At 69.4% G+C, this 26,369-nt stretch carries 23 protein-coding genes; 15 read left to right on the top strand and 8 right to left on the bottom strand.

Annotated elements, in window-relative coordinates; translation table 11 throughout:
* Nucleotides 1-142 precede the first annotated feature (142 nt).
* From OMP44_RS17455 to OMP44_RS17435, 5 genes are all read right to left on the bottom strand, one after another.
* Nucleotides 143-1,537, bottom strand: coding sequence for a sensor histidine kinase (locus OMP44_RS17455; protein ID WP_187980834.1), 1,395 nt, complete (start codon nucleotides 1,535-1,537; stop codon nucleotides 143-145).
* The gene (locus tag OMP44_RS17450) at nucleotides 1,534-2,211 is read right to left on the bottom strand and encodes a response regulator transcription factor (protein WP_133860350.1); all 678 of its coding nucleotides are present in this window, start codon (nucleotides 2,209-2,211) and stop codon (nucleotides 1,534-1,536) included. Before OMP44_RS17450 ends, OMP44_RS17455 begins: the two co-directional genes overlap by 4 nt.
* A gap of 58 nt (nucleotides 2,212-2,269) precedes the next feature.
* Nucleotides 2,270-2,821, bottom strand: a complete 552-nt coding sequence (locus tag OMP44_RS17445) for a chorismate mutase (protein WP_280309975.1) — start codon at nucleotides 2,819-2,821, stop codon at nucleotides 2,270-2,272.
* Between the two features lie 402 nt (nucleotides 2,822-3,223).
* Nucleotides 3,224-3,508: a cell division protein ZapA gene (zapA, locus tag OMP44_RS17440; RefSeq protein ID WP_187980836.1), complete on the bottom strand. Its 285-nt coding sequence runs from the start codon at nucleotides 3,506-3,508 to the stop codon at nucleotides 3,224-3,226.
* Nucleotides 3,505-3,837, bottom strand: coding sequence for a hypothetical protein (locus OMP44_RS17435; RefSeq protein WP_273863195.1), 333 nt, complete (start codon nucleotides 3,835-3,837; stop codon nucleotides 3,505-3,507). The genes zapA and OMP44_RS17435 overlap by 4 nt, the downstream gene beginning before the upstream one ends.
* 243 nt (nucleotides 3,838-4,080) lie before the next feature.
* Between OMP44_RS17435 and arnB the strand changes: the two genes are divergently transcribed.
* Genes arnB through OMP44_RS17390 form a run of 9 tightly spaced genes read left to right on the top strand, consistent with a single transcriptional unit; the run spans nucleotide 4,081 to nucleotide 14,554 of the window.
* Nucleotides 4,081-5,229 carry a UDP-4-amino-4-deoxy-L-arabinose aminotransferase gene (arnB, locus tag OMP44_RS17430; protein ID WP_187981284.1) on the top strand — a complete coding sequence of 383 codons (1,149 nt, stop codon included), beginning with the start codon at nucleotides 4,081-4,083 and terminating at the stop codon, nucleotides 5,227-5,229.
* Nucleotides 5,226-6,215 carry an undecaprenyl-phosphate 4-deoxy-4-formamido-L-arabinose transferase gene (gene arnC, locus OMP44_RS17425; protein WP_280309972.1) on the top strand — a complete coding sequence of 330 codons (990 nt, stop codon included), beginning with the start codon at nucleotides 5,226-5,228 and terminating at the stop codon, nucleotides 6,213-6,215. The genes arnB and arnC overlap by 4 nt, the downstream gene beginning before the upstream one ends.
* Nucleotides 6,216-6,229: 14 nt before the next feature.
* Nucleotides 6,230-8,209, top strand: coding sequence for a bifunctional UDP-4-amino-4-deoxy-L-arabinose formyltransferase/UDP-glucuronic acid oxidase ArnA (gene arnA / locus OMP44_RS17420; RefSeq protein ID WP_431312661.1), 1,980 nt, complete (start codon nucleotides 6,230-6,232; stop codon nucleotides 8,207-8,209).
* A gap of 11 nt (nucleotides 8,210-8,220) precedes the next feature.
* Nucleotides 8,221-9,102, top strand: a complete 882-nt coding sequence (gene arnD / locus OMP44_RS17415; protein ID WP_208694873.1) for a 4-deoxy-4-formamido-L-arabinose-phosphoundecaprenol deformylase — start codon at nucleotides 8,221-8,223, stop codon at nucleotides 9,100-9,102.
* Nucleotides 9,099-10,742 carry a lipid IV(A) 4-amino-4-deoxy-L-arabinosyltransferase gene (arnT, locus tag OMP44_RS17410; RefSeq protein WP_280309971.1) on the top strand — a complete coding sequence of 548 codons (1,644 nt, stop codon included), beginning with the start codon at nucleotides 9,099-9,101 and terminating at the stop codon, nucleotides 10,740-10,742. The genes arnD and arnT overlap by 4 nt, the downstream gene beginning before the upstream one ends.
* Nucleotides 10,739-11,080, top strand: a complete 342-nt coding sequence (locus OMP44_RS17405) for an EamA family transporter (protein ID WP_133860354.1) — start codon at nucleotides 10,739-10,741, stop codon at nucleotides 11,078-11,080. Before arnT ends, OMP44_RS17405 begins: the two co-directional genes overlap by 4 nt.
* Complete coding sequence (gene arnF, locus OMP44_RS17400; RefSeq protein ID WP_280309969.1) at nucleotides 11,077-11,478, top strand: 4-amino-4-deoxy-L-arabinose-phosphoundecaprenol flippase subunit ArnF; 402 nt, start codon at nucleotides 11,077-11,079, stop codon at nucleotides 11,476-11,478. Before OMP44_RS17405 ends, arnF begins: the two co-directional genes overlap by 4 nt.
* Entirely contained in the window at nucleotides 11,475-12,872 is a 1,398-nt protein-coding gene (locus OMP44_RS17395) for a UDP-glucose dehydrogenase family protein (RefSeq protein ID WP_280309967.1), read from the top strand. Before arnF ends, OMP44_RS17395 begins: the two co-directional genes overlap by 4 nt.
* A complete protein-coding gene (locus tag OMP44_RS17390) occupies nucleotides 12,872-14,554 on the top strand; it encodes a glycosyltransferase family 39 protein (protein ID WP_280309966.1) in 1,683 nt (560 codons plus the stop codon). The genes OMP44_RS17395 and OMP44_RS17390 overlap by 1 nt, the downstream gene beginning before the upstream one ends.
* Nucleotides 14,555-14,574: 20 nt before the next feature.
* On the opposite strand, the gene OMP44_RS17385 is transcribed toward OMP44_RS17390, so the two are convergent.
* The 3 genes from OMP44_RS17385 to OMP44_RS17375 all read right to left on the bottom strand — a co-directional run bounded on the left by OMP44_RS17385 (nucleotide 14,575) and on the right by OMP44_RS17375 (nucleotide 18,043).
* Nucleotides 14,575-15,441 carry an SMP-30/gluconolactonase/LRE family protein gene (locus OMP44_RS17385; protein WP_187980839.1) on the bottom strand — a complete coding sequence of 289 codons (867 nt, stop codon included), beginning with the start codon at nucleotides 15,439-15,441 and terminating at the stop codon, nucleotides 14,575-14,577.
* 101 nt (nucleotides 15,442-15,542) lie between these two features.
* On the bottom strand, nucleotides 15,543-16,724 hold the full coding sequence (locus OMP44_RS17380; protein WP_187980840.1) for a M20 aminoacylase family protein: 1,182 nt from the start codon (nucleotides 16,722-16,724) through the stop codon (nucleotides 15,543-15,545).
* An 11-nt stretch (nucleotides 16,725-16,735) separates the two neighbouring features.
* Nucleotides 16,736-18,043 (bottom strand): MFS transporter, encoded by a 1,308-nt coding sequence (locus OMP44_RS17375; RefSeq protein ID WP_187980841.1) that lies wholly within the window; start codon nucleotides 18,041-18,043, stop codon nucleotides 16,736-16,738.
* A gap of 425 nt (nucleotides 18,044-18,468) precedes the next feature.
* Here OMP44_RS17375 and OMP44_RS17370 point away from each other — a divergent pair, with 425 nt between their 5' ends.
* The 6 genes from OMP44_RS17370 (at nucleotide 18,469) to OMP44_RS17345 (ending at nucleotide 26,325) form a co-directional block, all read left to right on the top strand.
* Nucleotides 18,469-19,440 carry a PstS family phosphate ABC transporter substrate-binding protein gene (locus OMP44_RS17370; RefSeq protein WP_280309962.1) on the top strand — a complete coding sequence of 324 codons (972 nt, stop codon included), beginning with the start codon at nucleotides 18,469-18,471 and terminating at the stop codon, nucleotides 19,438-19,440.
* 95 nt (nucleotides 19,441-19,535) lie between these two features.
* Complete coding sequence (locus OMP44_RS17365; RefSeq protein WP_280309960.1) at nucleotides 19,536-21,821, top strand: ABC transporter permease subunit; 2,286 nt, start codon at nucleotides 19,536-19,538, stop codon at nucleotides 21,819-21,821.
* Nucleotides 21,808-23,520, top strand: coding sequence for a phosphate ABC transporter permease PstA (gene pstA, locus OMP44_RS17360; protein WP_280309958.1), 1,713 nt, complete (start codon nucleotides 21,808-21,810; stop codon nucleotides 23,518-23,520). Before OMP44_RS17365 ends, pstA begins: the two co-directional genes overlap by 14 nt.
* A 200-nt stretch (nucleotides 23,521-23,720) precedes the next feature.
* A complete protein-coding gene (gene pstB / locus OMP44_RS17355; RefSeq protein ID WP_133860362.1) occupies nucleotides 23,721-24,548 on the top strand; it encodes a phosphate ABC transporter ATP-binding protein PstB in 828 nt (275 codons plus the stop codon).
* Nucleotides 24,549-24,606: 58 nt separating this feature from the next.
* A complete protein-coding gene (gene phoU / locus OMP44_RS17350; RefSeq protein WP_007161478.1) occupies nucleotides 24,607-25,332 on the top strand; it encodes a phosphate signaling complex protein PhoU in 726 nt (241 codons plus the stop codon).
* 72 nt (nucleotides 25,333-25,404) lie between these two features.
* Nucleotides 25,405-26,325, top strand: a complete 921-nt coding sequence (locus OMP44_RS17345) for a response regulator (RefSeq protein WP_133860363.1) — start codon at nucleotides 25,405-25,407, stop codon at nucleotides 26,323-26,325.
* Nucleotides 26,326-26,369 lie beyond the last annotated feature (44 nt).

Below are 26,369 nucleotides of genomic sequence, written 5' to 3'. Positions count from 1 at the left end.
GGGTGGCGGGGGCGTTAGGGGATGAGGCTAGGTGTGTTGGGCTTCGCTGCGCTCAGCCCAACCTACGAGGGTGCAGGGGCAGGCCGGATAGCCCCCTCTCCCTTGGGGAGAGGGTTGGGGTGAGGGTCGCTTTCCAGCCAACCTAAGAAGCCTCCACCGGCGGCACGACCAGGGGCGGGAAATGGATGGCCACGCGCAGGCCGTGGCCGCCGGTGGCGGTCGCCAGTTCGATGCCGGCATCATGGGCGGTGGCGATGTCGCGGACGATGGCCAGGCCCAGGCCGGTGCCATGGATGCCGCTGTCGAGGCGATAGAAACGCTCGAAGATCCGCTCGCGTTCCGCCTCGGGAATGCCCGGGCCGTCGTCTTCCACTTCCAGCACCGTGGCCCCGGCCTGGCCGCGCAGCCGCACCGTGACCTGACCGCCACGCGGGCTGTATCTGAGGGCGTTGTCGACCAGGTTGTCGAGCAGGTCGCGCAGCTGGAAGGCATTGCCCTGCACGGTCTGCGGCTCCAGTTCGTAGCCCAGGTCGATGCCGTGGCCATCGGCCTGGGACAGCTGGCTGGGCATGGCTGCGCCGATCAGTTCATCCAGCCGCAGGGGCTCGCGCGGCGGGCTTTCCAGCCGCGCGGTGGCGGCACGGGCCAGGGTCAGCAACTGGTTGGTCTGGCGGGTCATGCGCTCGGTGGCGGCCTGGAGTTGCGCCAGGGCGGCGGCGCTTTCGGCATCGCCGGCATGGCGCTGGCGCAGCCACTGGGTCAGGGTGCTGATGCCGGCCAGCGGGGTGCGCAGCTGGTGGGCCATGTCGTCGAGAAAGGCGCGCTGGTTGCGCGCCCCCTCGCGGATGCGCAGCAGCAGACCGTTGAGCGCGGTGACGAAGGTGCCCAGTTCGCGCGGCGCGCCCTCTTCGCGCAGCGGCGCCAGGTCATCGTAGTGGCGGCTGTCGAGCTGACGCTCCAGCCGTTCCAGGGGCTTGAGGCCCCGGCGTACCGCCCAGAGCAGCTGGGCGGCGATCAGCAGGGCGACCAGGATCTGCACCGCCACCAGAGTCAGCACCATGCGCTGCAGGGCGGCGGTGTGGCGACTCAGGGTCTGGGCCACGCTGGCCACCACCGGTTGCCCGGCCACCACGCCCAGGCGGCCGACCATGAACACCGAGCGATCGTTGATGCGGGTGCGCAGGGCGGTGGTATGGCCGTCGCGCATCTCGTCGGTGATCTCCTGGACCGGCATGGCGGCATCGCCGAACAGCAGCTGGCCGTCGAGGCTGCGCACCGCCAGCCAGACGTGGTCGTGGCTGTTGTGGCGCAGCAGGTAGTCGGCTTCCGTCGGCAGCCACAGGCGGCCGTTGCCATCCACTTCCAGCTGTTCGAGCAGCAGGATCGCCGCATCGGTGAGATCGCCGTCCAGGGCGCTGAAGGCCGGTTTGCGGGCGAACTGGTAGCTGACCACGGCGCCGCCGAGATTGACCAGCAGCACCGGCAGCACCAGCCATTTCAGCAGCCGCCGACGCAGGCTGGGCGCGGTGGCGGTCATGGCGCGGCTTCTTCCAGGCGATAGCCGAAGCCGCGCACGGTGCGGATGCCGACCCCGGAGTCGGCCAGTTTCAACCGTAGCCGCGAGACATAGACCTCCACGGCGTTGTGGGTCAGGTCCTCGCTGCCCCAGGGGGCCAGGGCGTCGATGATCTGCTGCTTGGAGACCACCTTGCCGGCCTGGCGCAGCAGGTGTTCGAGCACCGCCCACTCGCGGGCCGAGAGATCCAGCGGGGTGTCGCCGAGGCGCGCCTGGTGGGCGGCGGTGTCCAGGCGCAGGGCGCCGAGGGCGAGGTCGGCGCTGTTCTGGCCACCGGCGCGGCGGACCAGCGCCTTGATCCGCGCCACCAGCTCGGGCACGGCGAAGGGCTTGACCAGGTAGTCGTCGGCGCCCACCTCGAAGCCGTGCACCCGGTCGTCGATGGCGTCGCGGGCGGTGAGCAGCAGCACCGGCTGGTCGCTGCCACGCTGGCGCAGGCGGCGGACCACCTCGAAGCCGTCCAGGCCACCGGGCAGGCCGATGTCCAGCACCACCACGGCGAAGCGGGTGGTACGCAGCCAGGCGTCGGCCTCGGCGCCGTTGCGCAGGAGGTCGACCTGCATGCCATGGCCTTCCAGGACGCGGCGGATGCCGTCGGCCAGGGTGGCGTCATCTTCGACGAGCAGGATGTGCATGGGGAGTCCTTGGATTCAACGCGGTTCGGTCGCCGTGCCGCCGATTATGCACAGGCTCTCAGCGGGGCAGGGTGCAGAAATCGCCCAGCGCCCGCACCAGGGCCAGGCGGTGGAGATCATCGGGGTGTGCGGCGGCGAGATGGGCGGCGAGGGCGCGATCCAGCTGCGCCGGGCAGTCCGCGGCGGCGCGCACTTCGCCGGTGGCGGCGAGACCACCGAGCAGCCTGGCCTGGAGTTCGCTCAGCTGGGTTCTGAGTGCCGTTAGGTCCGTCGTGCTGGCGGGCAGCGGCTGTTCGTTGCGCCGCCAGGCCTGCAGCAGGCCGTATTGCACCAGCTTGTTGGCTTCCATCTGGGCGGCGAAAAATATCTGGGCGGTGGCCGGGGAGACGCTGGCGGCGGGCGCGGCCTGGGCGACGTCCTGCAGCACCTGGCGTTCGCGGACTTCGTCCAGCACCGGCTTTCCGCTGTCGTGCTTGCTGCGGGCGACCTGATCGGCCAGCGTCAGGCGCTGGGCCATGGCGTCCAGCAGGGCCGGCAGCGGCGCCGGTGCGGCCTGGGCGCCGAGGGCGATACTCAAGAGCGGCAGGGCGAGCCAGCGAACACCCGACATGACGGACCTCCAGGGCAGGGAAAGGGCCCCGAAGCTCGCACGGGGTCGCGGAGTGGTCAAGATGAGCGGGGCAGGGCAGCTGCGCGGGAATGAGGGAGTGGAGGTGGCCCTCACCCCAACCCTCTCCCCGAGGGAGAGGGGGCGTCCGGCGTAGGGTGGAAAACCGCGGAGCGTTTTCCACGCGGGTGCCGTGCTCCCGTGGATGAGGCCGAGCCGTCATCCACGCTACGGAGTCGCGCGCAGGCGGAGCCTGTGGCTTTGGTAGGTTGGGTTGAGACGGCGCCATCGTCGAAGCCCAACGCGGCGGAGTCGAGCCTATGCTGGAGCGGCGCCCTCACCCCAGCCCTCTCCCAGGGGGAGAGGGGGCAGAGCGGCGCGGGTGCCGTGCTTCCGTGGATGAGGCTAGGCCTCCTGCGTCGCCCGTACCTCGGCGGTCAGGGCCTGGAGGCGGGTGTCGAGGGCGGTCAGGGCGCCGGCGTCGGCGGCGGTGTCCAGGCTCAGGCGCAGGGCGGCCAGCACCAGCAGCTCGATGGCATCACCGCGGCGGCGATCGCCCTGGATGGCGACCAGTTCGTCGCGCAGGCGGGCGGCGGCCTGTTGCAGGGCGGCGCGGTCGCCTTCGGCCACCTTGAAACGGTAGCGGCGACCAAGCACCTCCACCTCGTCGTCCGCGTTGGCGGTCGTCACTCGACGCTGGCCGCGTGGCGCTGCTCGGCGTCGGCGGCTACCGCCTGCTCGACGGACTGGGCGGAGAGCAGGGCCAGCAGGCCTTCCACGCGCTGGCGGGTGCTGGCGCCGTGTTCTTCCTGCTCCAGCAGACTCAGTTGCAGGGTGTCGTTTTCCTCGCGCGCGGCCAGCAGGGCCTGCTCCAGCTCCTGGGTGCGGGCGGTCAGGCGCTGGTTGTGCTGCAGCAGGCCGCGGATGGCGGTTTCCAGTTCGCTCAGGGTGTTGTCCAGCATGGGCGCGGTCGTCTCTCGTGTCAGGTTCGGGACTGCCAAGGCGGCAGGGGTCAGCATTCTAGGCCTCCCACCGACCACCGGCACCCCCTTCGTCACGGGCTAAGCCCTTGTTTTGCCAAGAGGTTCACGGGGGTGGCCAGCGAGCTGACCGGCTGTCAGGCAGTTGTCAGGTTGCGCTAAGGGGGCCGTAAGGCAAGACGCCTTAGCCTGGGCTCATCGCGTCGGCTGTCCTGTCCCGGCGCCCCTCGCTTCGGATGAGCCGCCATGACCGATCTGTCCCAGAGCACCGCCCCGCGTCAGCTGGACGAGCCTTTCCTGCCGTTCTCGCGGCCCAGCATCGGCGCCGAGGAAGTGGCCGCGGTGAGCAAGGTGCTGACCTCGGGCTGGATCACCACCGGGCCCCAGGCCAACCTGCTGGAAGAGCGCTTCGCCGATTCGGTGGGCGCCGCCCACGCCGTGGCCCTGTGCTCGGCCACCGCGGCCATGCACGTGACCCTGCTGGCGCTGGACATTGGCCCGGGCGACGAGGTGATCACCCCCTCGCTGACCTGGGTCTCCACCGCCAACATGATCACCCTGATCGGCGCCACCCCGGTGTTCGTCGACGTCGACCGCGACACCCTGATGGTCTCCGCCGAGCAGGTGGCCGCCGCCATCACCCCGCGCACCAAGGCCATCGTGCCGGTGCACTACGCCGGCGCCAGCTGTGACCTGACCCCGCTGCGCGCCCTGGCCCGCGAGCATGGCGTGGCCTTGATCGAGGACGCCGCCCACGCCGCCGGCACCCGCTACCAAGGCGAGTCCATCGGCCAGCGCGGCACCGCCATCTTCAGCTTTCACGCCATCAAGAACCTGACCTGCGCCGAAGGCGGCATGCTGGTGACCGACGACGCCACCCTGGCCGAGCGGGTGCGCCGCTTGAAATTCCACGGCCTGGCGGTGGATGCCTTTGACCGTCACGCCCTGGGCCGCAAGCCCCAGGCCCAGGTGCAGGAGCCCGGCTTCAAGTACAACCTCTCGGACATCCACGCCGCCCTGGCACTGGTACAGCTGGATCGCCTGGGCGACATCAACAGCCGCCGCCGGCTGCTGGCCCAGGCCTACACCCAGCGCCTGGCGCACCTGCCGGTCGCCCCACTTTCGCTGCCCGACTACGCCCAGACCCACGCCTGGCACCTCTACATCCTGCGCATCTGCCCCGAGCGGTGCGGAATGGAGCGCGAAGCCTTCATGGCCGGCCTCAAGGCGCGCGGCATCGGCACCGGCATCCATTTCACCGCCACCCACCTGCACCCCTGGTACCGCGAGCGCTGGCCGGAGCTGGCGCTGCCCAACAGCGAATGGAATTCGGCCCGGCTGTGCTCCATCCCGCTGTTTCCCGACATGACCCTCGCCGACGTCGACCGCGTGGTCGGTGCCATCGAAGACCTGCTGGAGAAAGGTGCATGAAGCCCTATGCCATCGACCGGGTATCCGTGGTGATCCCCGTCTACAACGAAGAAGCCAGCCTGCCGGAACTGCTGCGCCGCACCTGCGCCGCCTGCCGCCTGCTGGATTGCCAGGTGGAAATCATCCTGGTCGACGACGGCAGCCGCGACCGCAGCGCCGAACTGCTGCAGCAGGCCGCCAGCGAGCCGGACAGCCCGGTCGTGGCGGTGCTGCTCAATCGCAACTACGGCCAGCACTCGGCGATCCTCGCCGGCTTCGAACAGGCCCGTGGCGATCTGATCATCACCCTGGACGCCGACCTGCAGAATCCGCCGGAAGAGATCCCGCGCCTGGTGCACACCGCCGCCCAGGGCTACGACGTGGTCGGCACCGTGCGCCAGCAGCGCCAGGATTCCTATCTGCGCACCCTGCCGTCGCGGCTGATCAATCGCGCCGTGCAGCGCTCCACCGGCGTCGCCATGCGCGACTACGGCTGCATGCTGCGCGCCTATCGCCGCCAGGTGGTGCAGTCGATGCTGGCCTGCCACGAGCGCAGCACCTTCATCCCGATCCTGGCCAACAGCTTCGCCCGCCACACCACCGAGATCGAGGTGGCCCACGCCGAGCGCGAACACGGGGATTCCAAGTACGGCTTCCTCAAGCTGATCAACCTGATGTTCGACCTGCTGACCTGCATGACCACCACCCCGCTGCGCATGCTCAGCCTGTTCGGCGGTGGCCTGGCCATCTTCGGTTTCCTCTTCGCCGCGCTGCTGCTGGTGCTGCGCGTCACCCACGGCGCCGAGTGGGCGGCCGATGGCGTGTTCTCGCTGTTCGCCGTGCTGTTCATCTTTACCGGCGCCCAGTTCGTCGGCCTCGGTCTGCTCGGCGAGTACCTCGGCCGGGTGTACCACGACGTCCGTGCCCGGCCCCGGTTCCACGTGGAACAAGTGATCCGCGCCGCCACCCTTTCTCCTTCGCCGGCGCCGCTGCGCCAGGTCCAGTAACAGGAAAGCCCCTGATGAAAACCGCCATCGTCTTCGCCTACCACGACATCGGCTGCGCCGGCCTCGCCGCGCTGATCCAGGCCGGCTATCCCATCGCCGCCGTCTTCACCCACCCGGATGACCCGAGCGAGAACCGCTTCTTTGGTTCGGTGGCCCAGCTCTGTGCCCGCCACGGTATCCCGGTGCATGCCCCGGAAGACGTCAACCACCCGATCTGGGTCGAGCGCATCCGCGCCCTGGAGCCGGATTTCATCTTCTCCTTCTACTACCGCAACCTGCTGTCCAACGACGTCCTGGCCTGCGCCAAGCGCGGCGCCTACAACCTGCACGGCTCGCTGCTGCCGCGCTATCGCGGTCGCGCCCCGGCCAACTGGGTGCTGGTCAACGGCGAGACCGAGACCGGCGTGACCCTGCACCGCATGGTCCAGCGCGCCGACGCCGGCGCCATCGTCGCCCAGCAGCGCGTCACCATCGCCGCCGACGACACCGCCCTGACCCTGCACGCCAAGCTGCGCGAAGCCAGCCAGACGCTCCTGCGCGACAGCCTGCCGGCCCTGGCCGAAGGCCGCCTGACCGAGCGCGAGCAGGACGAGAGCCAGGCCACCACCTTTGGCCGCCGCAGCGCCGCCGATGGCGAGCTGGAGTGGAGCCGTCCGGCGGTGGAGCTGGGCAACCTGGTGCGCGCCGTGACCCAACCCTATCCGGGCGCCTTCGGCTGGATCGGTGATCGCAAGCTGATCGTCTGGAGCGCCCAGGCGCGCCAGGAAGCCCATGACCAGGCCCCCGGCAGCGTGCTGAGCCTGGAGCCGCTGCGCATCGCCTGTGGCGAAGGCGTCCTGGAAATCCAGGCCGGCCAGCTGGGTGACAACGGCCTCTATCTGTCCGGTCCGCAACTGGCCCGCGAAGCCGGCCTGGTGGCCGGTGCCCGCCTGCACCGCCAGGATCGCCGCGCCAAGCGCCGCACCCGGGTGCTGATCCTCGGCGTCAACGGTTTCATCGGCAACCACCTTTCCGAACGCCTGCTGGCCGACGGCGAGTACGAGGTCTATGGCCTGGACATCGGCTCCGACGCCATCGAGCGGCTCAAGGCCGATCCGAATTTCCACTATGTGGAAGGCGACATCTCCATCCACACCGAGTGGCTGGAGTACCACATCAAGAAGTGCGACGTGGTGCTGCCGCTGGTGGCCATCGCCACCCCCATCGAATACACCCGCAATCCGCTGCGCGTGTTCGAACTGGACTTCGAGGAAAACCTCAAGATCGTTCGCCACTGCGTGAAGTACGGAAAGCGCGTGATCTTCCCGTCCACCTCCGAGGTGTACGGCATGTGCCAGGACGAGCGCTTCGACGAAGACCGCTCCAACCTGGTGGTCGGCCCGATCAACAAGCAGCGCTGGATCTACTCGGTCTCCAAGCAGCTGCTCGACCGGGTCATCTGGGCCTACGGCGCCAAGGGCCTGAAATTCACCCTGTTCCGCCCGTTCAACTGGATGGGTCCGCGTCTGGATCGTCTGGACTCGGCGCGCATCGGCAGCTCCCGCGCCATCACCCAGCTGATCCTCAACCTGGTGGAAGGCACCCCGATCAAGCTGGTCGACGGCGGCGCCCAGAAGCGCTGCTTCACCGACGTCGACGACGGCATCGAGGCGCTGTTCCGCATCATCGAGAACCAGGGCGGTCGTTGCGACGGCCAGATCATCAACATCGGCAATCCGGACAACGAAGCGAGCATCCGCGAGCTGGCCGAAGAGCTGCTGGCCCAGTTCGAGGCCCATCCGCTGCGCCATGAATTCCCGCCCTTCGCCGGCTTCCGCGAGGTGGAGAGCAAGAGCTTCTATGGCGACGGCTACCAGGACGTGGCCCACCGCAAGCCCAGCGTGGAGAACGCCCGCCGCCTGATCGACTGGCAGCCGAGCACCGCCATGGCCGCCACCGTCGGCAAGACGCTGGACTTCTTCCTGCGCGAAGCCATGGCGCAGCGGGAGGCCTGATGAACACCCTGATCCCGGCCAGCCTGCGCATCGACGTGGACACCTATCGCGGCACCCGCGAAGGGGTACCGCGGCTGCTCGACCTGCTGGACGAAGCCGGGGTCAAGGCCACCTTCTTCTTCAGCGTCGGGCCGGACAACATGGGGCGCCACCTCTGGCGCCTGGTGAAGCCCACCTTCCTGTGGAAGATGCTCAGATCCAAGGCCGCCAGCCTCTACGGCTGGGACATCCTGCTGGCCGGCACCGCCTGGCCGGGTCGCCCCATCGGCCGCGACCTCGGTCACCTGATGCGCGAGACCCGCGCCCGCGGCCACGAGGTCGGGCTGCACGCGTGGGACCACCACGCCTGGCAGGCCCATACCGGCAGCTGGAGCCTGGAGCGCCTGGGCGCCGAATTCGGCCGTGGCCTGCAGGCCCTGGAAGACATCCTCGGTGGCAAGGTGGACTGCTCCGCCGCCGCCGGCTGGCGCGCCGATCCGCGCGTGGTGCTGGCCAAGGAAGCCTTCGGCCTCAGGTACAACAGCGATTGCCGCGGCAGTGCGCTGTTCCGCCCGCGGCTGGGCAACGGCAGCCACGGCACCCCCCAGGTGCCGGTGGACATGCCCACCTTCGACGAGGTGGTCGGCCCGGAGCTGGCCGCCGGTGACTGGAACAACTATCTGCTCAAGCGCTTCCGTCCGGGGGCACTCAACGTCTACACCCTGCACGCCGAGGTGGAAGGCATCGCCTTCGCCGAGGACTTCCGCGCGCTGCTCAAGGCGGCGCGGGAGGAGGGCGTCCTGTTCCTGACCCTGGGCGACCGCCTGCCGGCCGATCCGCGCCAGTTGCCCGCCGGCAATCTGGTGCGCGGCAGCCTGGCCGGACGCCAGGGCTGGCTGGGCGTGCAGGCATGAGTCGGCGGCGCCTGTGGATGCTGCTGCCGCTGGCGCTGCTGGCCTATGCCTTGCCGCTGGCCTGGCGCGGCCTGTGGATTCCGGACGAGTCGCGCTATGCGCAGATCGCCCAGGAACTCTGGCGGCGTGGCGACTGGGTGGTGCCGCACTTCCTCGGCCTGCCGTATTTCGAGAAACCCATCGGCGGCTACTGGACCCAGGCCATCGCCCAGGCCTGGCTCGGTGATTCGCTGCTGAGCGTGCGCCTGGTGCCACTGCTGGCCAGTCTCGCCACCGCCGCCCTGGTGGCGCGCCTGACCCGGCTGATCTGGCAGGACCGCCCGCTGGCGCTGCTCGCCGGGGTGGTCTATCTCTCCTGCGTGGCCGTGGCGGGGCTGGCCACCTACGTCACCCTCGACGCCCAGTTCGCCTTCTGGATGGCGCTGGCGCTGCTCGCCCTCTGGCAGGCCCAGGCCGCCGAAACCCGTAGCGCGGCCCTGGGCCAGTGGGCGCTGCTGGGACTGGCCTGTGGCTGCGGCCTGCTGACCAAGGGCTTTCTCGCCCTGGTGCTGCCGGTACTGGTGGCCGTGCCCTTCTTTTTCCTCCAGCGGCGCCTGGGCGAGTTGCTCCGCCGCGGCCCCCTGGCGGTGCTGGTGGCGATCCTGGTGGTGGCGCCCTGGGCACTGCTGGTGGCCCGGCGCGATGCGGATTTCTGGAATTTCTTCTTCTGGCACGAGCACATCCAGCGATTCGCCGGCCAGGATGCCCAGCACGAGCGGCCGTTCTGGTTCTATGGCCCGGTGCTGCTGCTGGCCATCCTGCCCTGGGCCGGCCTCTTGCCGCGTACCCTGGGCCGGACCTGGCAGGAGCGCCGCCATGCCGGTACCGCCTTCCTCGGCATCGCCGTGGTCGGCCAGTTGCTGTTCTTCAGCTTCAGCCGCGGCAAGCTGCCCACCTACCTGCTGCCGACCCTGGCCGCCCTGGTGCCGCTGCTGGCGCGCACCCTGCTGGAGGCGGGCCGGCGCGACGCCACCGGCGCCCTGCGCCTGAACGGCCTGTGCAATCTGCTGCTGGGCCTGGCCGGTGTTGCCGCCCTGCTGATCTATGGCGGTCGCCTCTACGAGAGCGGCGAAGGCCTGACCCGCGCCCTGGCCCTGCTGGCGCCCCTGGCACTGCTGCTGGCCGGCCTGGCCACCCTGGTCTGGCCGCGGCGCACCCTGCTGGCGCCGGCCCTGGCGCTCTGGGTGCTGCTGCCGCTGCTGTCCATCGCCCTGCCCAACAGCCTGGTCGACAACAAGCTGCCAAGCACCTTCATCCAGGCCCAGCTCGGTCATTTCAAGAATGCCGGCCTGCTGGTCAGCAACGACCTCGGCGTGGCCGCCAGCCTGGCCTGGGCCACCCACCGCGACGACGTGGTGCTGGTGGGCGGTCCGGGCGAGCTCAAGTACGGCTTCGCCCGCGAGCCGGCCAGCGGTCGCCTGATCGAAGAGCGCGACCTGGCCGCCTGGCTCGCCGCCCATCGCGACCAGGGTCCGGTGGCCATCCTCTTGCGGGTCGACGGCCCCAGTGATCGCCAGCTGCTCGACAGCCTGCCCGAGCCCGGCGAGAGCATCGCCAGCGAGCGCCTGGTGCTGCTGGTCTATCCGAGGCCGGCGCCATGACCGCCCTCGACGGCCTGCTGATCGCCGTGGTGATCGGCCTCACCTGCGCCGGCCAACTGGGCCAGAAGCGCGCGGTGACCGCCGGCAATGCCCTGGCCGCGCGACTGCGCTCGCCCTGGCTGTGGGGCGCCCTAGTCTGCCTGGGCCTGGCCCTGCTGGTCTGGTGCGCGGTGCTGCAGCGGGTGCCGGTGGGCGTCGCCTATCCCTTGCTCTCGCTCAACACCCTGGCGGTGACCCTGCTGGCGCGCCTGGTGTTCGGTGAGGCGGTGGATGCCCGCGCCTGGTGTGGCTGCCTGTGCATCGTCGCCGGCGCCGCCCTGCTGGGAGGCCAGCTATGAACGGCCTGTTGCCGCTCGGCCTGAGCATCCTGCTCACCACCCTCGCGCAACTGTCTCTGCGCGCCGCCCTGGTGCGGCTGCCGGCGATGGCCACCTGGCTGAGCACGCCGTCGGCGCTGTTCGACGCGGCCGGGCTGCTGCTGGCCCTGGGCATCCTCTGCTACGGCCTGTCGCTGCTGGCCTGGCTGGCGGCCCTGGCGCGCCTGCCGCTGGGCCGCGCCTATGCGGCGCTCGGCCTCTCCTACGTCTTCGTTCACCTCGGCGCGGCCTGGCTGCCAGGCGCCGCCGAATCCTTCACCCCCTGGAAAACCCTGGGCGTCGCGCTGGTCGTGGCCGGCGTCGCCCTCGTCGGCGGGCCCCGCGCCAGCGCCGCTCCCACCCTGAGGAATACCCTATGAACATCAGCGTTTTCGGCATCGGCTACGTGGGTCTGGTGCAGGCCGCCGTGCTGGCGGAAGTCGGCCACCAGGTGGTGTGCATGGACATCGATCGCGCCAAGATCGACAAGCTCAAGCGCGGCGAGGTGACCCTCTATGAGCCGGGTCTGGAAGAGCTGGTGCGCAGCAACCTGGCCGCCGGGCGCTTGGTTTTCACCCACGAGGCCGCCGAGGCCGTGGCCCATGGCGCCGTGCAGTTCATCGCCGTCGGCACCCCGCCGGCGGCCGACGGCTCGGCCGATCTGTCCGCCGTCTTCGCCGTGGCCGGAACCATCGCCCGCCTGCGGCGCGAGCCGCTGATCGGCCAGCCGGTGTCCCGCGATCCGCTGCTGGTGGTGAACAAGTCCACCGTGCCGGTGGGCACCGGCGACCGCGTCCGCGCGCTGATCCACGAGGTGCTCGCCGAAGAGGGTCGCACCCTGCACGTGGAGGTGGTCTCCAATCCGGAATTCCTCAAGGAAGGCGCCGCCATCGCCGACTGCAAGAAGCCCGATCGCATCGTGGTGGGCACCGATTCGCCGGTGGCCCGCGACGTGATGCGCGAACTCTATGCGCCCTTCAACCGCAACCATGACCGCATCCAGTGCATGGACCTGCGCAGCGCCGAGCTGGCCAAGTACGCCGCCAACAGCCTCTTGGCGGTCAAGATCAGCTTCATCAACCAGATCGCCGAACTGGCCGAGCACGTCGGCGCCGACATCGAGGCGGTGCGCCAGGCCATCGGCGCCGATCCGCGCATCGGCCACCACTTCATCTACCCGGGCTGCGGCTACGGCGGCTCCTGCTTCCCCAAGGACCTGCAGGCGCTGATCCGCACCGGCGAGGAAAACGCCGTGGAGCTGGATCTGCTGCGCGCCGTGGAAGCCATCAACGTGCGCCAGAAGACCAAGCTGTTCGAGCGCATCAACACCTACTTCGACGGTGACCTGCGCGGCCGTACCTTCGCCCTCTGGGGGCTGGCCTTCAAACCCAACACCGACGACATGCGCGATGCGCCCAGCCGGGTGCTGATGGAGGCCCTCTGGGAGGCCGGCGCCAAGGTGCGCGCCTTCGATCCGGTGGCCATGGCCGAGGCCCAGCGCCTCTATGGCCACGACGAGCGCCTGGCGCTGATGGGCACCCCCGAGGCCGCCCTGGCCGGGGCCGATGCCCTGGTCATCTGCACCGAATGGCAGCAGTTCAAGGCACCGGACTTCGATCTGATCGCCCGCCAGCTCAACCAGCCGGTGATCTTCGACGGTCGCAACCTGTTCGATCCCGAGCGCATGGAGCGCCGCGGCATCGAATACTTCGCCATCGGGCGTGGCGCCGCCCTGGGCGGTCCCCAGGTCGCCCGCCGCGTGGATGCCGCCTGATGGTCTCGCCCATGCCCCTGACCCCACGCAGCGCGCCCCTCTACGCGCTGCCGGCGGCCAGTCGCCTGCGCCGCGAAAGCCTGCTGCTCGGGGTGGTCGCCACCCTGATGTTCACCCTCGGCATCTGGAACCAGGCGCCCCAGGGCTTCGACGGTCGCTGGGCGGTCTTCCTCGGCGAGATGTTTCGCCATGGCCCGTCCTTTTTCGCCACCACCTACGGCCAGCCCTATCCGGACTATCCCGGCACCGCCACCTGGCTGAGCTGGCTGGCCGCGCGGGTGATCGGCGCGCCCAATCACCTGGCCAACGTCCTGCCTACCGCCCTGGCCTCGGCCGCGGTGCTGGCGCTGACCTATCGCCTGCTGGCCGACACCCGCCGCGCCTGGGCGCTGCTCACGGTGCTGCTGGTGGCCCTGACCCCGCAATGGCTGGAAAAGGCCCGCGCGGTCTGCCTGGACCAACTGGTCGCCCTGGTGGTGCTGCTCTGCTTCTACCTGCTCCATAGCGCCGATCGCGACGGCCGCCCGCTGCGCCGTCTGCTGGTACTGCCGCTGTTCGCCCTGGGCTTCGCCATCCGCGGCCCGCTGGGGCTGATCGAGCCCTGTGGCGTGGTCTGCCTCTACTGGCTGGTGGTCGCCTGGGGCGAGCCGGCGCGGCGCACCCTCGCCGTGCAGCGCCTGCTGGGCTACGGCCTGGCCGGCCTGGCCTTGCTCGCCCTCGGCTGGTGGACGCTGATCCAGCTGGCCCATCACGAGGGCGGGGCGGACTTCGCCGCCGAGGTCTGGCACATGCAGGTCACTGGCCGACTGGACGAAAGCGGCAAGCCCTTCTGGTTCTATTTGCAGCTGGGGCTGTATCGCTATCTGCCGGTACTGCCGCTGGCGCTGCTGGTGCTGCTGGCCGAGCGCCGTCGTCTGCTGGCCTGGCCGCACACCGCCCAGCGCCGCCTGCTGCTGGGCCTCGCCGGGAGCGGTCTGCTGATCCTGGTCGGGTTGTCCATCCCGCACTTCAAGCGCGCCTACTATGTGGTGCCCATGGTGCCCTTCCTGGCCGCCATCGCCGCCCATGGCCTCCTGCGCGCCGAGGGCTCGTTCCGCCGGGTCGCGCCGCTCTACACAGCGCTGGTGCTGGCGCTGCCCGGGCTGGCGCTGGTGGCCATGCTGGTCTGTCGTCACCTCTGGCAGCGCCATGGCTACTGGCCGGATGTCTCCCTGGCATTGCTGGTACCGGTCTTCGTCGCCCTGCAGCTCGCCGCCCTGGTCAGCTGGCGCCGGCTGCACGGCAACCGCCGCCTGCTCACGCTGAGCGCCCTGGCGCTGGCCGCCCAGTGGCTGATGCTGGTCACGGTGGTGGAGCCGGCCCAGGACCTGCAGTACGACACCCGCGGCTTCGTCCAGCAGGTGGAGGGTCTGCGCCAGCAGCAGCCGGGCCCCCTGGTGTTCTTCGGCCTCGGTCAGGACAGCTGGGCGATCCGCTACATGATGAATCTGGACCACGACGAGCAGCCGATCTTCATCGCCCGGCCGCAGGTCGCGGACCTGGCGCACCTGCCGTCCGGCGCCTGGATCATCCTCGCCCGTGATGACCGTGAATTGCTGGCCAGCACCCCGCTGGCCGATCTCACCCCAGTGCTGGGTCGCCGCCTCAACGGCAATCCCTGTCTGGTGTATCGCCTGCCCTGAGGTACCCGGAGCCGCTCGCCCTAGCGGTCGGCTCCGGCTTCTCGCGACAACTCCAGGATGCGGTTGCGCCCCTGCTCGGCGACCAGGTAATGACCGTCGCCGCGGCGGATCAGGGTCTGCGCCGAGCGCAGGTGTGAGAGCACCGTGACCAGCTGGCCGTCGGGCTGCACCAGCAGCACCCGGGCGCCGTGGGTGGCGTCTTCGGTGATCCACAGGCCGTCGGCCGAGCACTGCACGAAGCCCGGCGCGTCGAGACCCGCGGCGACCAGGGTATCGGTACCCCCGGGCTGCCACTGCTTGACCCAGCCCTTGGCCTTTTCGGTATAGAACAGCCGGCCATCCGGGCAGCGCGCCACCCCTTCGCCTTCTTCCAGGCCGTCGCGCAGCACCGCCAGGCGGCGTTGCAGCGGGTCGTAGCTGAGCAGACGCCCGCGCGGCAGGTCCTCGATGGCATAGAGGGTCTGGCCATCGGTGGCGACGCCCTCGACGTCGTTGCCGTCGAACAGGGCCTGGCGCTGGCCATCGCGCAGGAGAAACACCGGCAGCGGCCCGCCTTCCTGGCTGACCACCAGGCCGCCCTGGAACATGACCAGGCCATCGGGCTTGGACAGTTCGCCCAGCACCGGCTGGCGTTCGCCGCTGGACAGCAGCCGCAGCAGGCTGCCGCGGCGACTGGAGAATTCCTGGGTGACGAACAGGCTGCCATCGGCATCCAGGGCCAGGGCGCTGACCATGGGGATGTCGGCGGCGAATTCCCGATAGCGCCAGCCCTCGGCCGCACTGACCGGATGGAAATGTCGCCAGGCCGGATAGGCAAACCCCGCCGCCAGCACGGCGACGCCCAGCGCCAGACCCTGGCGCCAGCCCAGGCGCGGAACACGTCGCATGGCGACCTCTCGAGGTTGGATAATGATCCTGCAGTCTAGCGGCCCGCACGTGAAGATTCCGTCGCCGGCACCCCGGGTGAGGGTGCCGACGAGGCGGCGCCTCAGACGGTGAGGAAGGCCTCGGTCAGCTTGACCCAGTAACGCGCGCCGACCGGCAGCAGGGCGTCGTTGAAATCGTAGGCCGCGTTGTGCAGGTTGGCGCTCGGGCCATTGCCGACGAACAGGTAGCAACCGGGCACCTGCTGCAGCATGTAGGCGAAGTCCTCGCTGGCCGGGATGGGCGCGAAGGGATGCAGGGCCTCGGCGCCGAAGTGCTCGACCGCCACCTGGCGGGCGAAGGCGGTGGGGCCGTCGTGGTTGACCAGCACCGGATAGCCGCGCTGGTAGTCCAGTTCGGCCGTGGCGCCGAAGCTTTCCGCCTGGGCGCGGACCAGGGCGCCGATACGCTGCTCCAGCAGGTCGCGGGTGCTGTCCTGGAAGGCGCGGATGGTGAGCTTCATCTCCACCGCATCGGGGATGACGTTGGAGGCCTCGCCGCCGTGGATGCTGCCCACGGTGATCACCGCGGTGTCCAGCGGCGCCACGTTGCGCGAGACCACGGTCTGCAGCGCCATCACCGTGGCCGCACTGGCGACGATGGGGTCGACGGCCTTGTCCGGCACCGCGCCGTGGCCGCCCTGGCCGCGGATGCGCAGGAGGGCGGTGTCGGACGAGGCCATGGCGGCGCCGTCGACGAAGCAGAACTTGCCGGTGGGCACACCGGGCATGTTGTGCAGGCCGAACACCTGGTCGCAGGGGAACAGCTCGAAGAGGCCGTCCTGCATCATCTTCAGGGCGCCGCCCAGGCCTTCCTCGGCCGGCTGGAAGATCAGGTGCAGGGTGCCGTCGAAGGCGCGGGTCTCGGCCAGGCAGCGGGCGGCGGTGAGCAGGGTGGTGGTGTGGCCGTCGTGACCGCAGGCATGCATGCGGCCCGGGTGCTGGCTGGCGTAGTCGAGCCCGGTGGTTTCCAGGATCGGCAGGGCGTCCATGTCGGCGCGGATGCCCAGCACCTTGCTGCCGCTGCCGGCGCGCAGGGTGCCAACCACCCCGGTGCCGCCCAGGCCGCGATGGACTTCGTAGCCCCAGCCCGCGAGGGCGGCGGCCACCAGGTCGCTGGTGCGCTGCTCCTGGTAACCCAGTTCGGGATGGCGGTGGATGTCGCGGCGCAGGGCGACCATTTCCGGCAGGTAGCCGGCGATATGACGGGCGGTGGCGTCTTGATCCGCAGCAGTGGCAAGGCTCATGGCGATCTCTCTCAATCCAGGTGGCGTTCGGGATAGCTCAGCAGTGCCAGCCATCCTATCAGCAGCATGACGATCAGGTACCAGGCCGGGGCGAGCGGGCTGCCGGTGGCCTCGATCAGCCAGGTGGCGATGAACTGGGCGGTGCCGCCGAACAGGGTCACCGCCAGGGCGTAGGTCATGGCCAGCCCCGTGGCGCGCACCGGCCGCGGCAGGCCGGCGAGGATCAGCAGCAGCCCGGCGGTCATGTTGACGCTCATGGCGGTGATCACCACGAAGCGGGCGGCGAAGGCCAGGCCCTGGGTGGTGGGGTCATTCAGCCAGACGAAAGCCGGGTAGATGCCCAGCAGGGCCACCGCCAGGCTGACCAGGGCCACCGGCTTGTAGCGCCCGAAGCGATCCAGCAGCAGCCCGGCGGCCAGGGCGGCGGCCATCTGCACGGCGCTGGAGGCCACCCCGGCCAGGTAGGCGCTGGTGGCCGGCAGGCCGACGATGCGGGTCATGTAGGTGGGCATGTAGAACTGCATCAGGTAGGTCAGCAGGGTCGCCGACATCACGATCAGCAGGCCCAGGCCGAAGCGCCGCGGATGCTCGCGCAGAAAGGCGCGCACCGGACCGCCCTCGACCGTGCCGGCGCCGCTCCAGGTCTCGTCCACCTGGCGGCGGATATAGAGGCCGACCGGAATGATCAGCAAGCCGACCAGGAAGGGGATGCGCCAGCCCCAGGCGTGCAGCTCGGTCTCGGACAGGCTGCGGGTGAGCAGGGCGCCCAGGGCGGCGCCGAGCAGGGCACTGCCGCCCTGGCTGATCACCTGCCAGCTGACATGGAAGCCGCGCCGGCCGGGACTGGCCGACTCCAGCAGCAGAGTAGTGGCGGCGCCGATCTCGCCGCCGGCGGAAAAGCCCTGCAGCAGGCGCCCCACGAGCAGGATCAGCGGCGCGGCAAGGCCGATCTGGGCATGGGTCGGGGTAAAGGCGATCAGGGCGCTGCCCAGGCCCATCAGGGTGATGGTCAGCAGCATCGCCTGCTTGCGCCCGTGGCGATCGGCATAGGCGCCCAGCACCATGCTGCCCAGCGGGCGCATGACGAAGCCGACGCCAAACACCCCGACCGCCATCAGCAGCGAGCCATAGGGAGTGTCCGAGGGAAAGTAGAGCTGGCCGATGATGGCGGCGAAAAAGCTGAAGACGGTGAAGTCGAACATCTCCAGGCCGTTGCCGAGACTGGCCGCGGCGATCAGCTTGGCGCGCGAGGGCGTGGCGCCCGCGCTGGCGGGAGTGGCGTCGGCGGGGGAGGAGGACGTCGGAAGAGCCTGGGCCATGGTGCGTTCCTCTGCACTGAGATGAATGCTTAGCTATGCAAATGGTGGTCCGGCCCGCGAAGGCCGCGTGCCTGGGCGGTCGTGGCGGAGCCAGCGGCCAGGTCTGCGCCAGGGTGGTGCAGCGCAGGCTCCCTTGCAGCCTAGTCGAACCTGCCGGGGCGGCTGGCGCTGGCTCATAAATCCGTCACAATGCGCGCCTAGGCTCTGTACGAAAAATGCCTGCGCTCGGTGATGCTGCGTTAAAAATCAGCTCGGAATGCTCATTTACCCCTCGTAAACTCGTTCGCGAGCCCGGTCCGCTTCCTCACTGATTTTCGCCTTGCCTGACCTTCGCTCGGCGATCTTTCGTACAGAGCTTCGAGTGCCGGCTTGCGCCTGAGCGTCGCCGGCCCAGGCCCGTCTCCCATCCTCGCGAGGAATCCGGCATGGACATCAAAGGTCCGCTGACCGCTGTGGCGCTCGCCCTGGCGCTAGGTGGCACAACCGCTCGGGCCGAGGGCGTCGACCCGGCCATCCCCGCCTACCAGAAGGTCAGCGGAATCTCCGGCAATCTGTCGAGCGTGGGCTCCGACACCCTGGCCAACCTGGTCACGCTCTGGGCCGAGAGCTACAAGCGCCAGTATCCCAATCTCAATATCCAGATCCAGGCGGCCGGCTCGTCCACCGCGCCGCCGGCGCTCACCGAGGGCACCGCCGGCATCGGCCCCATGAGTCGCACGATGAAGGACGCCGAACTCCAGGCCTTCGAGCAGCGCTTCGGCTACCAGCCCACCGCGGTGCCGGTGGCCATCGATGCCCTGGCGATCTTCGTCAACAAGGACAATCCGCTGCGCCAGCTGACCCTGGAACAGGTCGACGCGATCTTTTCCAGCACCCGGCTCTGCGGTGGTCCGCACGAACTCAAGACCTGGGGCGACCTGGGCCTGACCGGCGACTGGGCCAAGCGCCCGATCCAGCGCTTCGGCCGCAATTCGGTGTCGGGCACCTACGGCTACTTCAAGGAAGCGGCGCTGTGCCGTGGCGACTTCCGCGCCAACGTCAACGAACAGCCGGGCTCGGCCTCGGTGGTCCAGGCCATCAGCCAGTCCCTGGGGGGCATCGGCTACTCCGGCATCGGCTACCAGACCGCCAGCGTCCATACCCTAGCGCTGGCCCGCCAGGGCACCACCGACTTCGTCGCGGACAACCAGGAGAACACCCTGTCCGGGCGCTATCCCCTGGCGCGCTATCTCTACGTCTATGTGAACAAGGCGCCCAATCGCCCGCTCAACCCCCTGGAAGGAGAATTCCTGCGGCTGATCCTCTCGCGCAGCGGCCAGGAGGCCGTGGTCAGGGATGGCTATATCCCCTTGCCGGCAGCGGTGGTGCAACAGGCCCTGAAGACCCTGGGCTACTGAGTGCCCAGAGACCCTGCGCCCGCGCTGGGCGTAGCGTCTCTGGCCGCCCATTCGCTGTAACCTTTCTGTCACACGACGTGATTAGGCTCTGCGCCATGATATCCCCGGTACCCCCGTCCCCGCCCGATCCTCGCGGCCCTGCTCGGCTGGACTTCAACACGCCTGCACTACGCCGGCGGCGGCGCTGGCGGGCCCTGCAGGATCGCCTGATACGGGGCTCGGTGCTGGCCGGTGGGCTGGCCGTGCTGGCCACCATCACCCTGATCTTCTTCTATCTGGCCTATGTGGTGCTGCCGCTGCTACGTGGCGCCAGTCTGGAAGCCCAGCCGCTGCCCCAGCCCGACTGGCTGGCGGCCGCCGGGGCGCCGCTGCTGCTGGGCATCGACGAGCAGAATCGCCTCGGCCTGCATCTTTCCCAGGCCGGCGAGGCCACCTTCTTCACCCTGGCCGACGGCCAGCCGGTCATGCGCGAGCGTCTGCCGCTGCCGCCCGGTGTCACCATCAGCAGCCAGGCCCAGGACGCCCCCCGCGGACTGATCGCCCTGGGCCTGTCCGATGGCCGCGTGCTGGTGGCGCACAAGCGCTATGTCTCCCGCTATCCCCAGGGCACCCGGGTCATCACCCCGGAACTGGACTTTCCCTACGGGCGCGAGCCGCTGGACCTGGGCGCCGCTCGTACGGCCCTGGAGCGGGTCGCCATCGCCGGTGACGAGGACCTGCTGGTGCTGGCCGGCGCCCAGGGCAATCGGGTGACGGCCCTGCGCCTGGCCGGGCTGGCCGCGCCGGTGACCGGTGGCGCGGCCGTTCCCGTGCGTACCTCGCTCACCCTCGGGCCGCTCAACGCCGCGGCCAAGGCGCTCTACCTCGATCCCCGCGGTCGCTGGCTCTATGCCCTCAATGGCCGCGCCCAGGCGGATGTCTTCGACCTGCGCGACGGCAGTCTCAATGGCCACTACAAGCTGCTCGACGCAGCCGACGACGAGGTCACCGCCAGCGCCCAGCTGCTGGGCGGCGTGTCGCTGCTGGTGGGTACCGCCAAGGGTGGCATCGGCCAGTGGTTCATGGTCCGAGGCCAGGACGGCGAACCGGTGCTGAGGCCTATCCGCAGCTTCCAGCTGGGCAGCGCGCCCATCGTCCAGCTGGTGCCGGAGCAGCGGCGCAAGGGCTTCGTGGCGCTGGATGCCACGGGCGAACTGGGGGTCTTCCACAGCACCGCCGGGCGCACCCTGCTGCGCGAGCAGATCGCTCCCGCCGCCGGGGTGCTGGCGCTGTCGCCGCGCGCCGATCGGCTGTTGCTGGAGGAAAATGGCCGGCTGCTCGGCTTCCGCCTGGACAATCCGCACCCGGAAGTCTCCTGGTCGGCGCTGTGGGGCAAGGTCTGGTACGAGAATTACGAAGCGCCGGCGCGGGTCTGGCAGTCCAGCGCCGCCACCGCGGACTTCGAACCCAAGCTGAGCCTGGCGCCGCTGACCTTCGGTACCCTCAAGGCGGCCTTCTACGCCATGCTGTTCGCCGCCCCCCTGGCCATCGCCGCGGCGGTCTATACCGCCTATTTCATGGCGCCGCGCATGAGGCGTACGGTCAAGCCGGTCATCGAGCTGATGGAGGCGCTGCCCACGGTGATCCTCGGCTTCTTCGCCGGGCTGTTCCTCGCGCCCTTCGTGGAAAATCACCTGCCGGGGCTGTTCAGCCTGCTGCTGCTCCTGCCGCTGGCCATCCTCGCCGCGGGTTTCGGCTGGTCGCGCCTGCCGCTGAGTCTGCGCGAGCGGATCCCGGAAGGCTGGGAAAGCCTGCTGCTGTTGCCGGTGGTGCTGCTGACCACCGCCCTGGCGCTGTGGCTCAGTCCCTGGCTGGAAACCCTGCTGTTCGCCGGCGACCTGCGCCTCTGGCTGAGCCAGACCCTGGGCATCGCCTACGATCAGCGCAACGCCCTGATCATCGGCCTGGCCATGGGCTTCGCGGTCATCCCCAACGTCTTCTCCATCGCCGAAGACGCCATCTACAGCGTGCCGCGCAGCCTGACCCTGGGCTCCCTGGCGCTGGGCGCCACCCCCTGGCAGACCCTGGTGCGGGTGGTGCTGCTGACCGCCAGCCCGGGGATCTTCTCGGCGCTGATGATCGGCCTGGGCCGCGCCGTCGGCGAGACCATGATCGTGCTCATGGCCACCGGCAACACCCCGATCATGGATGCCAACCTGTTCGAGGGCATGCGCACCCTGGCGGCCAACATCGCCGTGGAGATGCCCGAATCCGAGGTGGGCGGCACCCATTACCGGCTGCTGTTCCTGGCCGCGCTGGTGCTGCTCAGCTTCACCTTCCTGATGAACACCCTGGCCGAACTGATCCGCCAGCGGCTGAGGAAAAAATATGCGGCCCTCTAGCGCCGGCGCGCGGCAACAGCGGGGCATCGGGCAGCGGCGCTCCCTGGGCGCCTGGCTGGGGAGCGGCGCGCCCGGGATCTGGCTCAGCGCCGGCGCCGTGGCCATCGCCGTGCTCATGACCCTGGGCCTGATCGGCATCCTCGCCGTGCGCGGCCTGGCGCATTTCTGGCCGGCCGAGGTGGTGCAGGCGCGCTACACGCCGCCGGGCCTGGAATCGCGCCTGGTGCTCGGCCAGGTGGTGGAGCAGGAGACGATACCGGCCGAGCGGCTGCGCAGCGCCGGGGTGACCCTGCCGCCGGACAGCGGCGAAACCCTGACCCGCGAACTCTTCAAGCTGGGCAATCGCGACCTCTATGGCAGCGATTTCGTCTGGCTGGTCGGCGACTGGCTGCGCGATCGCCAGACCCCGACCGACGCCCTGGTGCTGGAGCGCCGCGAATGGGGCAACTTCTACGGCTATGCACTGGAGGTGCGCGAAGCGGGGCGCCAGGTGGCCAAGGGCGCCGCGGCGGTGCCCGAACTGCAGCGTCGCCTGCTGCGCACCCGCGACCTGAGCGAGCAGCTGGAGCGTCTGGAGAAACAGGACATCGGCAGCGTCAACTACGCCCTGGAGCGGCTGCGCCTGGGGGGCCGCGGCCTGGAGCTGGACGGCCGTCTCGACGCCACCGCCCAGGCCGATCTCGCCGCCCGCCGCGCCGAGCTCGAAGCCCGTTACGGCGAGCTGGAGGACCAGCTGGCCAGCCTGCGCCAGGAGCGTCGCCGTGACAGCGTGGTGCTGCGCGACGTCGAGGGCCGCACCCTGGAACTCAATCTCGCGCGCATCGTGCGCGCCTACCAGCCCAACGCCATGGGCCTGGGTGCCAAGCTCGGCTTCTATGGCAGCAAGCTGTGGGAATTTCTCAGTGCCGATCCGCGCGAGGCCAACACCGAGGGTGGCGTCTTCCCGGCCATCTTCGGCACCGTGATGATGACCCTGCTGATGGCGGTGATCGTCACCCCCTTCGGCGTCATCGCCGCCATCTACCTGCGCGAATACGCCCGCCAGGGTCCGCTGACCCGCACCATCCGCATCGCCGTCAACAACCTCGCCGGGGTACCGGCCATCGTCTATGGCGTCTTCGGCCTGGGCTTCTTCGTCTATGTGCTCGGCGGTTCCCTGGACCAGCTGTTCTTCCAGGCCAGCCTGCCGACGCCGACCTTTGGCACCCCGGGGCTGCTGTGGGCTTCGCTGACCCTGGCGATCCTCGCCGTGCCGGTGGTGATCGTCGCCACCGAAGAGGGCCTGGCGCGCATCCCCCGTAGCATCCGCGAGGGCTCCCTGGCGCTGGGCGCGACCCAGGCCGAAACGCTGTGGAAGGTGGTGCTGCCGCTGGCCAGCCCGGCGCTGATGACCGGGCTCATCCTCGCCGTAGCCCGCGCCGCCGGCGAGGTGGCGCCGCTGATGCTGGTGGGGGTGGTCAAGCTGGCGCCCGCGCTGCCGCTGGACGGCAACTACCCCTATCTGCACCTGGATCAGAAGATCATGCACCTGGGCTTCCACATCTATGACGTCGGCTTCCAGAGCCCCAACGTGGAAGCCGCCCGCCCGCTGGTCTATGCCACCGCGCTGCTGCTGGTGCTGGTGATCGCCGGGCTGAACCTGTCCGCCGTGTTCCTGCGCAACCGGCTGCGCGAAAAATACCGGCTGCTGGAAGAATAGTATGGTCCTTCAGAAGTTGACTACACGATTTTGGCGGCGCTTTTTCGGCGTGGACGGCGTTGCCACTCCTCGCCATAGCCCTGCTATGACTCGTCACGGCGCCTGGCCCCCATCGGAGCGCCGAACCGCCAAAAATCACTCGCCAAATCTCGTGCGAACTTCTGAAGCGCCACACTAGCGCCCGCGGCCGAGGAGACCCCATGCCTTCCGATTCCTCCATCTTCAGAACTGCCGCCGCCTACGCGGCCAGCGCCCAGCCTGCGGCGAGCGAAGGTGGCGTGGCCCTGTCGGTGCCGCGGCTCAATCTGTTCTACGGCAAGAAGCAGGTCTTGCAGGACATCGCCCTGGAGATCCCGCGCCAGCGGGTTACCGCCTTCATCGGCCCCAGCGGTTGCGGCAAGTCGACCCTGCTGCGCTGCTTCAATCGCCTGAACGACCTGGTGGAAGACTGCCGCATCGACGGCGAGATCCTGCTCGACGGCCAGAACATCTATGCCCGCGGCACCGAGATCGCCGAGTTGCGGCGGCGGGTGGGCATGGTGTTCCAGAAGCCCAATCCCTTTCCCAAGAGCATCTACGAGAACGTGGTCTACGGCCTGCGCATCCAGGGCATCAAGCAGAAGCGGGTGCTCGACGAGGCGGTGGAGTGGGCGCTGCACGGCGCGGCACTGTGGGAAGAGGTCAAGGACCGCCTGCACGAGTCGGCCCTGGGGCTCTCCGGCGGCCAGCAGCAGCGCCTGGTGATCGCCCGCACCATCGCCGTGCAGCCCGATGTGCTGCTGCTCGACGAACCCTGCTCGGCGCTGGACCCCATCTCCACCCTCAAGGTGGAAGAGCTGATCCACGAACTGAAACAGCGCTACACCATCGTCATCGTCACCCACAACATGCAGCAGGCGGCGCGGGTGTCCGACTACACCGCCTTCATGTATATGGGCCAGCTGGTCGAACACGGCGACACCGACACCCTCTTCACCAATCCGGCAAAGCGGCAGACCGAAGACTACATCACCGGCCGCTACGGCTAGTTCCAGGCAGGCCGGTGCCCCACCCGGCGACTCGCTCCTCTCAGGCAGGACTGACAGCATGATCAACAAAGAAGGCCACACGCAGCACATCTCCCAGCAATACAACGTCGAACTGGAAGAGGTCCGCAGCCACCTGCTGGCCATGGGCGGTCTGGTGGAAAAGCAGGTCAGCGACGCCGTGCGCGCGGTGATCGACGCCGATGCCGGCCTGGCGCGCCAGGTGCGCACCATCGACGACCAGATCGACATCATGGAACGCGGCATCGACGAGGAATGCCTGCGCATCCTGGCCCGCCGGCAGCCCGCGGCCTCCGACCTGCGCCTGATCATCAGCATCTCCAAGTCGGTGATCGACCTGGAGCGCATTGGCGACGAGGCCTCCAAGATCGCCCGCCGCGCCATCGAGCTGACCGAGGACGGTGAGGCCCCGCGCGGCTACGTCGAAGTCCGCCACATCGGCGAACAGGTGCGCAAGATGGTCCATCAGGCGCTGGACGCCTTCGCTCGCTTCGACGCCGAACTGGCGCTCTCGGTGGCCCAGTACGACAAGCTGATCGATCGTGAATACAAGTCCGCGCTGCGCGAATTGGCCACCTATATGATGGAAGACCCGCGCTCGATCTCGCGGGTGCTGAGCATCATCTGGGTGCTGCGCTCCCTGGAGCGGGTCGGCGACCACGCGCGCAACATCGCCGAACTGGTGATCTACCTGGTGCAGGGCACCGACGTACGGCACATGGGCCTCAAGCGCATGGCCGAAGAGGTCAATCGGTCGCGCGAATGATCCGCCCGGTCACTCCCCCGGTGGCGTCCCGGACCTGCCTGCTATGCTGGAAGACTTGGCATGGAGTGACCGATGAGCAAGTTGAACGTACTGGTGGTGGATGATGCGCCCTTCATTCGCGATCTGATCAAGAAGGGCCTGCGCAACCTGTTTCCCGGGCTGGTGGTGGACGAGGCGGCCGATGGTCGCCGCGCCCAGACGCTGCTCGGCAAGCAGCGCTTCGACCTCATCCTCTGCGACTGGGAAATGCCCGGCATGACCGGTCTGGAACTGCTGAGCTGGTTTCGTGCCCAGCCGGACCACAAGGGCGTGCCCTTCATCATGGTCACCAGCCGCGGCGACAAGGAAAACGTCGTCCAGGCCATCCAGGCCGGGGTGTCCGACTACATGGGCAAGCCGTTCTCCAACGAACAGCTGGCGGCCAAGGTCAAGAAGGCCCTGCAGCGCACCGGCAAGCTCGCCGAGTTGCAGGCCGGCGCCCAGCCACGCCCTGCCACCGGCTTCGCCAATGACTCCCTCGGCGCCCTGACCGCCGGCCGCAGCGACGTGGTCCAGCCGGTCGCCGCCCCGGTGGCGGCCCCGGCTGCCACCTCCAGTGCCGCCCTGCTCACCGGCGGCGCGCCGCCGCCACCCGCCCGCGGCAAGCCCGCCGCCAATTTCGGCCAGGGCCAGCTGCGCCTGCCCAACGCCAGCATGGCCTGCCTGATCAAGGCCATCAGCATCAAGGAGGCCCTGCTGGTGGTCCGCCGTGGCGATCCGCTGCCGCAGATCCTGGAAACCGCCGTGCTCGACCTGGAGCAGGGCGAAGATGGAGGCGACGTGGCGCGCCTCAATGGCTATCTGCATTCCCTCAGCGCGGTGGAAGCGACCCCGGCCAGCGAGTGGGTGCAGGTCAACTTCCGCTTCATCGACCGTGACCCGGCCAAGCTCGACTACCTGTCGCGACTGATCGCCAAGGGCACCGCCCAGCGGCACTACGTGCCGGGCGCCTAGAGCAGGGCGGCGCCATGCAGAGGCTGGCACGGAGACTGCTTCGC

Origin of the sequence: Pseudomonas flavocrustae (assembly GCF_029872515.1) — a bacterium.
In the GTDB taxonomy this organism is placed as follows: domain Bacteria; phylum Pseudomonadota; class Gammaproteobacteria; order Pseudomonadales; family Pseudomonadaceae; genus Chryseomonas; species Chryseomonas aestiva.
Note: the sequence above shows the minus strand (reverse complement) of the source record. Positions and strands in the feature narration are given on the sequence as shown.